Annotated in this window: 6 protein-coding genes and 1 other annotated feature; all 6 genes read right to left on the bottom strand. The window is 34.8% G+C overall.

Annotated features, from left to right (window positions below):
* Window positions 1-152 precede the first annotated feature (152 nt).
* Window positions 153-1367, bottom strand: coding sequence for a tyrosine--tRNA ligase (gene tyrS / locus LKW28_RS22495; RefSeq protein WP_229142648.1), 1215 nt, complete (start codon window positions 1365-1367; stop codon window positions 153-155).
* An 85-nt stretch (window positions 1368-1452) separates the two neighbouring features.
* Window positions 1453-1705, bottom strand: a binding site (T-box leader).
* Between the two features lie 345 nt (window positions 1706-2050).
* The gene (locus LKW28_RS22490) at window positions 2051-2395 is read right to left on the bottom strand and encodes a hypothetical protein (protein WP_229142647.1); all 345 of its coding nucleotides are present in this window, start codon (window positions 2393-2395) and stop codon (window positions 2051-2053) included.
* A gap of 270 nt (window positions 2396-2665) precedes the next feature.
* Window positions 2666-4858, bottom strand: a complete 2193-nt coding sequence (locus LKW28_RS22485; RefSeq protein ID WP_229142646.1) for a YhgE/Pip domain-containing protein — start codon at window positions 4856-4858, stop codon at window positions 2666-2668.
* Entirely contained in the window at window positions 4855-5361 is a 507-nt protein-coding gene (locus LKW28_RS22480; RefSeq protein ID WP_229142645.1) for an Rrf2 family transcriptional regulator, read from the bottom strand. The genes LKW28_RS22485 and LKW28_RS22480 overlap by 4 nt, the downstream gene beginning before the upstream one ends.
* Window positions 5362-5784: 423 nt before the next feature.
* On the bottom strand, window positions 5785-6321 hold the full coding sequence (locus LKW28_RS22475; protein WP_229142644.1) for a PadR family transcriptional regulator: 537 nt from the start codon (window positions 6319-6321) through the stop codon (window positions 5785-5787).
* Between the two features lie 45 nt (window positions 6322-6366).
* A complete protein-coding gene (locus tag LKW28_RS22470; protein WP_229142643.1) occupies window positions 6367-7560 on the bottom strand; it encodes a YhgE/Pip domain-containing protein in 1194 nt (397 codons plus the stop codon).
* Between the last annotated feature and the right edge of the window lie 788 nt (window positions 7561-8348).

Genomic DNA, 8348 nt, shown 5'->3' with positions numbered 1-8348 from the left:
TGGGAACATTAATTTTCTTTAAGGAACGCTTATTTTATTTAAGGAACCTTAATTTTTGATGGAGACACAGTAGATAACAAGGATACATCTGTATTTGGCTATGAAATATGCCGTTTTCAGTAATAGGTAACACTTCTAAATAAATTTCTAATTTATTTAATTAAGCGTATAAATCGCTTTTTACCAATTTGTAATACATCTTCATTCATTAATACACGGCCTAAATCATCTTCATTTATTTTTTCTTTATTGAGTTGAACACCATTTTGTCTAATTAAACGAATAAATTCGCTTTTACTTTTTACAAGTCCTTTTTCAATTAGCTGTGGAATGATGGCTTCAATTGTTTCTGCACCAATTTCTATTAAAATTTCTGGAATATCATCTGGGATTTCCTTTTTACGAAAAGCCGTTTCAAAATAGATAGTGGCTCTTTTCGTTTCTTCTTCGCCCCAATATAAATTCGTAATAATGTTGGCTAATTTAAGTTTAATGTCCCTTGGATTTACCCCTTTTTCAAGGAGTTGTTTCATGTTTTCTATTTCATCTGGATGTTCATCCGTTGCCAACTCAAAGTATTTAATAATTAGGTGATCGGGTACCTCCATCACCTTTTTAAACATAACCTCTGCAGGTTCACTAACTCCAATATAATTACCAAGACTTTTACTCATTTTCTCTACACCATCGAGCCCTTCAAGCAATGGCATAAACATGGCAACTTGCTTTTCTATTCCCCAATGTTTCTGAAGTGTGCGGCCCATAAGAATGTTAAAGGTTTGGTCCGTACCCCCTAATTCAATATCTGCTTGTATCTCTACTGAATCATAGGCCTGCATGAGTGGGTAGAAAAATTCATGAATTCCGATTGGTACTTGATTTTTATATCTGTTTTGGAAATCATCACGTTCTAATATTCTTGCAACTGATGTTGTTGCTGCTAATTTAATGACTTCCTCGAATGTTAATTTTGAAAGCCATTCACTGTTAAAGCGGACGGTTGTTTTTTCCGAATCTATAACTTTAAAGATTTGTTCAAAGTATGTTTTTGCATTTGCTTTAACCTGTTCGTCACTTAAAGCTACTCGGCCTTTTGCTTTTCCTGTTGGATCCCCAATACGACCTGTAAAATCACCGATAATAATTACAACTTTATGACCTAGATCTTGCATCTGTTTTATTTTTCTTAACACAACTGCATGACCTAAGTGTATATCTGGTGCTGAGGGATCAAGCCCTAATTTAATAGTAAGCGGATTCTGTAACTGGTATGATCTCTCTAATTTAGCCAGTAATTCTCCCTCGTTTACTATTTCTTGAACACCTTTCATAATAATTTTTAATTGTTCTTCAGGTTTTACTAACATACTAACATCTCCTTGAAATATTATTTCTAATATGGCAAGTTCTATAAGAAGAAAAGGATAATAAAAAACGCCCTTTTGGATTAACCAAAAGGACGATTCATCTCGTGTTACCACCTTTAATTCATAAGCAACTCACATTGCTTATCTTTGTAAGTACAGTCGTTTGACGATACCTTAGCACATGATTACGGGTGCTTAACCGGTGTAGCCTACTAAGTAAATCCTGTTCGGTACACAGCTCCAAGATGTATTCGCAATCGTTCAACATGCACCTCTCATCAACCGGTAACTTTCTGTCTGTTTACATGATTGCTACTCGTTCTTATCATAGCCTTTATTCTTATACTCCGAAATGTTTTAAACAAATCTTCGTTATGCAGATATTAATTGAGAATAATTCTATCTATTTGTTAGAAACTTGTCAAGTCAATAGAAAATTTTCTTATTCAATTATTCTGTCCGTTAATATGGTAAGTACAGCTTGACAATTTGTATATTTATAAACATCTATACAATTTCCATATTGACTAATGAAGATCCATAATTCCTATTGATTTCGATATTGTTGTAGCAGGTTTTTTACTGACTTTCCTATTTTTATCCTTCTTTGATTGACTATTTTTTCACGCTGATTGTCAGTCTCAATCCAATCACATGAGTCCTCTTCCATTCCAATTAAATCGTTAATAAGGTGTGAGGTGTGTATTTTTTTGAAGAAACACTTCAAATGTCTCCTTTTCAATCTCGCTTTCATAAATAACGATACCTTTGTATAGCCTATCTCTTGCCCATATTGCTTCGTGATCATCAGATAGGAGAAACTCATGGAGAATATAGTCCAAACTTTCTTTTACAAAATATTTATATGAGTATGTTCCATCCAGAGAATGACTATCTCCGATAAATCCCCATTTTGGAACTATAGTAATGTATCTCCCACTATCCAAAATAACGAATTGTTGGCTGTATAATTTGGTTCCAAAACATTTTATTTCTAGCATACCGTATGATGTACTTTGATTCGTCATTAAGTAAGAGTAAAACTCCGGATGCCCAGTTTCATCGTCATCCTCTAAACAGACCGTAAATTCAGGGTTATAAATATTGTAGTAAACATCCTCTTCTCGTATCCACTCATTTTTAAAGCGTAACCTTTGTTTTATTTGCTCTAACGGTGGTCTGTTAAGTAAGAAGCGTTTTTTCCATAAATATTCGATATGGTTAATATCAGCACTTTTATCAATATCGGTATTGTATAGTAACCCTATATCCCAATTCTGTTTGTCGAATAGAAAAAATTAACTCTCAGGAACCAAATCCACATCTCTTTTGTTTTTAAAATTCAAGAAAAAGAATAACAATAAATTAAAAATGATAATGCAACCTATTAGTACAGCGATACTCAAGATAAAGGCATCACTTCCAATAGAAGAAGTCATTGCTTCCCTTAGACCATAGATTACATATGTCATTGGCATATAAGGATTGATAGCATTAAAGAAATCATTTTGCAAGGCTGCTGGGAACATTCCACCACTTGAAGCAAGTTGTAAAACAAGGAGAATCATTGCGATAAATCTCCCCGGATTTCCTAATGGAATCACCAATAACATCATGAAAAACATATACGTTACTGAACCTAATATGGATATTAAAATAAATTGGCCCACATTCTCTACTTCTAATCCCATTCCAAGTATAACGATAGCATCAAGTAATAATGCTCCACCGACTGCTGGGACTAATCCAAGTGAAAACTTACTGAACCACCAAGCAAAACCAGATGTTGGTCTTGTAGCTGTTTCACTCAACGGGAATATTAAATTAAATGCCAATGCACCAATATATAGTCCTAGTGAAATAAACATAGGTGCCAGTGCGTGTCCGTAATTTGGCACTTCGTTAGTCTTTGCTTCTTTAAGCGAGATTGGTGATGCAAGCATGTCATAGTTTTCATCTGTTGTATTGATGCTTGCTACTGTTTCTGCACCTTCAGAAAGTTTATTGGATAACTCATTTGTACCATCTTTCAGTGTTACAATCCCTTCACCTAGTTGAGCTGAACCTTCAGCCAGCTGTCCCGCTCCCTCATTTAGCCCGTTGGCACCTTCAGATAGTTGTGATACTCCGTTTTCTAAATCTGGTAATTTGCTTGAAAGTGTCTCGGTTCCCTGTACAAGTGCGGCTGAACCCTCTTTCAAGTCTTGTGATTTTGAATTAAGCTGATTGATTGCACCTACTAATTGTGGCATTTGTTTGTTTAAATTGGCAGTAGCTGTCGTTAATTCTTTACTTCCACCTACCGCATTATCCATTCCACTAGCAAGCTGCGATGAACCCTGAATCAGTCCTTTATCTCCTGCCAATGCTTGACTAATATTTGTATAACCATCTATAGCACCAATGGCTTTAGGTTGCACCTGGTTTACTGCCTCATTAAGTGCGTTAACTTGTGCTACCAATTCAGGAGATGCCCCAGATTGACTAACAGCTTTTTGCAATTGATTTACAGCTTGCTGTACACCTGTTAATCCTTGAGTAAGCTGATTGATTTCATCTTTAGATGGCAATTGCTCATTCATTTTTACTAAACCATTATTTAGGTTATGGCTACCTGTGGCTAAGTTATTTAACGCACTATTTAACGTTTCTTGACCAGTAGCAAGTTTAGGAACCCCATTTTGCTCATCAGTTAAAAGTGTTGTTTTTTCTTTTAATTGACTAATTCCGTTCGTATATTGGGTAATTCCTTCATTTAAGTGCGTTGCCCCGGAATGAAGTTCATTTGCCCCATCTATAAAGTCGCCCACGCCAACTTGTATGGCATCAGCACCGTTTTTTAAAGTTAAAGTGCTTGAAGCAAGTTTGTTTAGGTTTTCTGTTATCTCAACATTGCCATCAATTAGCTGGCCGGCTCCATCATTTATTTCAGAAGCTCCTTCAGCAGCATCAGCAAATCCTTCGCCAATTTCATTCACTTGTGTAAAGATGGCTCTTGTATATTCTTTGGTTACACTATTTGAAATTTCTTGATTGATACGATTCATTGCTTGTTCACTTATCGTTACACTGAAAAAGTTTCGCCCGGGATTGACTTCATAAGTCAGATTCATTTTTTCTGGGTTATCTTCTAGTACCGTCGAAGCCCTTTTTGAAAAGTCCTTTGGTATGGTGATGACCATATAATAGTCACCATCATCAAAACCTTCCTTTGCCTCATTTGAACTTACAAAGTGCCAATCTAAATCGTCATTTTCTTTTAAATTAGTTATAAGTTCATCCCCAATATTTAATGTTTTTCCTTCCAATTCAGACGGTTCATCCTGATTAATGACTGCTACTGGTAAATTGGATGTGTTACCAAAAGGATCCCAATATGCACTAAGAATAATGCCTGAATAAATTATCGGAACGAACGGTATAACAATCATCATAAGTATTAACATTTTATTATTTAATACTTTCTTCCATTCAGCTTTAAACATGTTCATTCTTGTTCACCTCTATCTTGTTGTAAAAAATCAGTTAAGGAGGTTCTATTCCAGTCGAGTGTAGGTATTTCTGAATTACCAAAGCCTTCTTTTAACAAATCGGATACATAAATATTGGAAAAGTATTGGTTTAGTAATTCATCTGCATTTCTAAAGACATTGCGAATAATGTCTGATCCTTTATCCACATATTTTCCGCCTTTAAATACTAAATTGATTAACCCTGTATCGGGGTAGATTGAAATAGGTCCGTCAACCGCTTCAATTATGTCTAATATACTTATGTCTTCAGTTTTTCTTGCTAGTGATATTCCACCTTTATTTCCCGAAACGGATGTAATAATTTGTTTAACTACTAACTTCCTAGTAATTTTTTTCAAATAAGATGGAGACACTTTTAAACGACTACTTATTTCATCAGTCGATAAAGGTTCACCTGATTCTTGCGTAGCCAACAATATAATGATGCAGGCTGCTTGTTCAAAAGCCTTCGTAAATTGCAAATTTGGTCACCACTTTTTTTAATTATTAGATGTATATTATCCATTATGGATAAATAATATCCATGAACATATTAAAACTTATTTCTTGAAAAAATGCAAGTTTTTTTTATAACTCTCATCTCTTACTTTTTTCCTTCAGATAGGAAATCCTAGGAATTTGCTTATTGGAGAAAAACGAACCTTCATTGGACAAGGGATTGGAGGGATAAGGAACAAAAGATAAAAGACTGGATCACTATTGAATCCAGCCACGAATTTTTATTGAATTTTGATTGTTTCAAAATTGAGCACATATTGTTTGCTTGATCTTCCCACTTCCTTTGCCGTTTGTATACCAACTATTTAACAGTAGGGAAGAACTTTATAGTATGGAAACCAAGAAAATAACAGGGAGATATAATTTCTTGTTAACATCAAATACTTTTATATTTCTCCCTGTTTAATCCGATTAATTAACTCTTCTAGCCAATTAATTGTATGCTCTGTTCTAGTCGAAAGATAGCCACCCATAAATTTTCTAAACTTCTCGTAATCTTTGTCTAATGGAACGTGATCAAAACCCATAACTTTCTCCCATCTTGCTTTAATATTTTTTAATTTTTTTTCTAGTATTTGTACGACCTTATCACGTTCCGCATACTTAATATTTACTAAGCCAACCACCATATCTTTAATTTCGTCCGCATTTTCAAACAACTTGTAGATAAATTTCGGTAATTCTTCACGACCTTTATCCGTAATCCTAAATACTTGTTTATCTGGTCGATGTTCTTCTCTTATGATTTCAACTACCTCAATTAATCCTTTTTTGGCTAACGAATCAAAATTATAGTACAGTTTACTTTCTGTTAATCCGCCTAGTTCATCTAATGGAATGGGCTCTGAAAGCTGTTTTTTTAACTTATAGGGATAATTGTTATCCTCCATCAGTTTACTCAATATAAAAATTTGAATGGACATTCTCATTGCTCCTTCAAAGAAGATATCTCCTTATTTTACCGAAAATTAAACTGTGACTTCAGTTGCATTCTTTACATTTTCTGTTTTAGCCTGTGCCTCTGTACCCTCTACTGGCATTGGTTTATGAATAAACATAACAATAACAATACTAATTAACATTGCAACAGCACCAACCGCAACCATTGACCAAATATATGGGCTTGGACTGATACTTCCATATAGATTTGCCAAGTATGCTTGAACCGAGTAATACATAGGGGAAATGTGGCTTAACCATTCATATGGCAAATACATCATTTCACGAGTAACTATGGCACCACTAGCTATTGTTTGGGCTAATAAAATTGGTAAGTTCAAAATCATACCACCTTCACCAAGTAAAAAGATTACAACTCCTGTGAAGTTAAAACATACCATATAGTTTAAAATTTGTTGTCCCAATACACCGAAGAATAGGTCACCACTAGGTTCATTTACTAAATAAACTATACCAACAGCAGCCAATGATGATATTACAGCAATCATTAGTCCAGCTAATTGTACATACATAAATAAACGACTTTTACTTGCTTTTCCACGACTTTCCTTAAATGCTCCTATTAATTGCATTGACCCGATCATCGCAGCAACATAACCAGCCATTGATAAAAACATCGGTAAATTTTGGTGATTCATTCCATCAGGTACTTCGTTGATTTTAACTACGTTTTCTACATAAGCTGTTTCAATCTTTTTGGCCAATTCGGCAGATTGCTCTTCAGGTACATTAAAGTTCATTAACACGCCTTGAGCTGTTTGTTGTGAGAATTGTGAGCTTAACTGATAGTTTATTTCATTAACAACGGAATTCATAGTAGAAGCAACAGCTGTTGACCCTGCTTCATTAATTGTAAAGTCGATACTAGATGATGTTTCACCTTTTTGTATATCCGCAGAGAATGTCTTTGGGATGTGTATAACTAATGCTAAATCGTTTTTCTCTAAATCTTTTAAAGCCTGTTTATTTGTTAAATCTGTATTAATTTCCTTAAATGGTAAATTTTCTAGTAATTGCTCGGCAATCTTTTCACCATTTTCACCTATATCATCATTGACAATAGCAATTGGTAATTTATCAACATTTCCCGGAATTGCTGCATAACCGGGTAAAAAGATGCCTACCATTGCGATCGAATAAAGAAGCCCCATAACGATCGCTCCAATTGCACCTTTCGTTTTTAAAAACTGAGTAAATTTCATATGTGATTCCTCCATTTGTTATATAAGTTATTACCAAACAACTTTAACAAAAGTACTCTGAACAAAGTACTTTTAGACTATACTTTATTCTTTTCACAAAGTCAACTAAAAGAAGGAAAGGGACCGAAAAAAACTCTCATACAGAAGAATATTTAACGTTAGTCAGATAGAGGAGAAAATAGAGAAAAGAAGCCAGAATATTGACAAAAGCTCCTTCGTCAATGGAGTTGGGAAAACAACTGAATAGAGATTGAATACACGCTGGGTTAACCGTATTGAATCTCTATTGAACAAGGGATTGAAAAAGATATCTGACTATTGCCCTGCCAAAAAGTCGGTTCCCGCCCAAATCCCCCTCAAACCCTTGTTCCTCTTGACTTTACTCTCTTTCCTCTCCCTTCCATTCTGCTATAAAGTTCTTCCCCAAAACCACCATTTTCGCCCTCTTTTTTCGGTTCTGGGTTGTATTGAATATTCGGACAACGTTAAATAGATGTTCCCTGAACGGGAACAGAAATAAGGAAAAAACATGAAAAAAGAGACTGAAAAGCCATCTTTCCTTAGCACTCTCTTTCTTCTATCTCGTGTTCTTCCGAACTGTATAGAAATCAATAAAGCAAACAACTGAACAAGCTATGAACCCTTATTGGACAAGGGATTGGAGGTGTATTGGGCACCTTGCTGCTCTATGGGTTTCTCTTCTTTTCTCTTCTTTCCATTATTGTAAACAAGCACATTATTTCGGATACCACTTTTCAAATTTGTTCGGCTAAAAATCTACTTTAATG

The sequence above is a fragment of the Bacillus sp. REN16 genome, from assembly GCF_020731355.1.
GTDB lineage: Bacteria > Bacillota > Bacilli > Bacillales > Bacillaceae_L > Ferdinandcohnia.
Note: the sequence above shows the minus strand (reverse complement) of the source record. Positions and strands in the feature narration are given on the sequence as shown.

Excerpts from the sequence above, each read along its gene's own strand:
- tyrS (WP_229142648.1), bottom strand. The coding sequence starts at position 1,367 with ATGTTAGTAAAACCTGAAGAACAATTAAAAATTATTATGAAAGGTGTT.
- LKW28_RS22490 (WP_229142647.1), bottom strand. The coding sequence starts at position 2,395 with ATGACGAATCAAAGTACATCATACGGTATGCTAGAAATAAAATGTTTT.
- LKW28_RS22485 (WP_229142646.1), bottom strand. The coding sequence starts at position 4,858 with ATGAACATGTTTAAAGCTGAATGGAAGAAAGTATTAAATAATAAAATG.
- LKW28_RS22475 (WP_229142644.1), bottom strand. The coding sequence starts at position 6,321 with ATGTCCATTCAAATTTTTATATTGAGTAAACTGATGGAGGATAACAAT.
- LKW28_RS22470 (WP_229142643.1), bottom strand. The coding sequence starts at position 7,560 with ATGAAATTTACTCAGTTTTTAAAAACGAAAGGTGCAATTGGAGCGATC.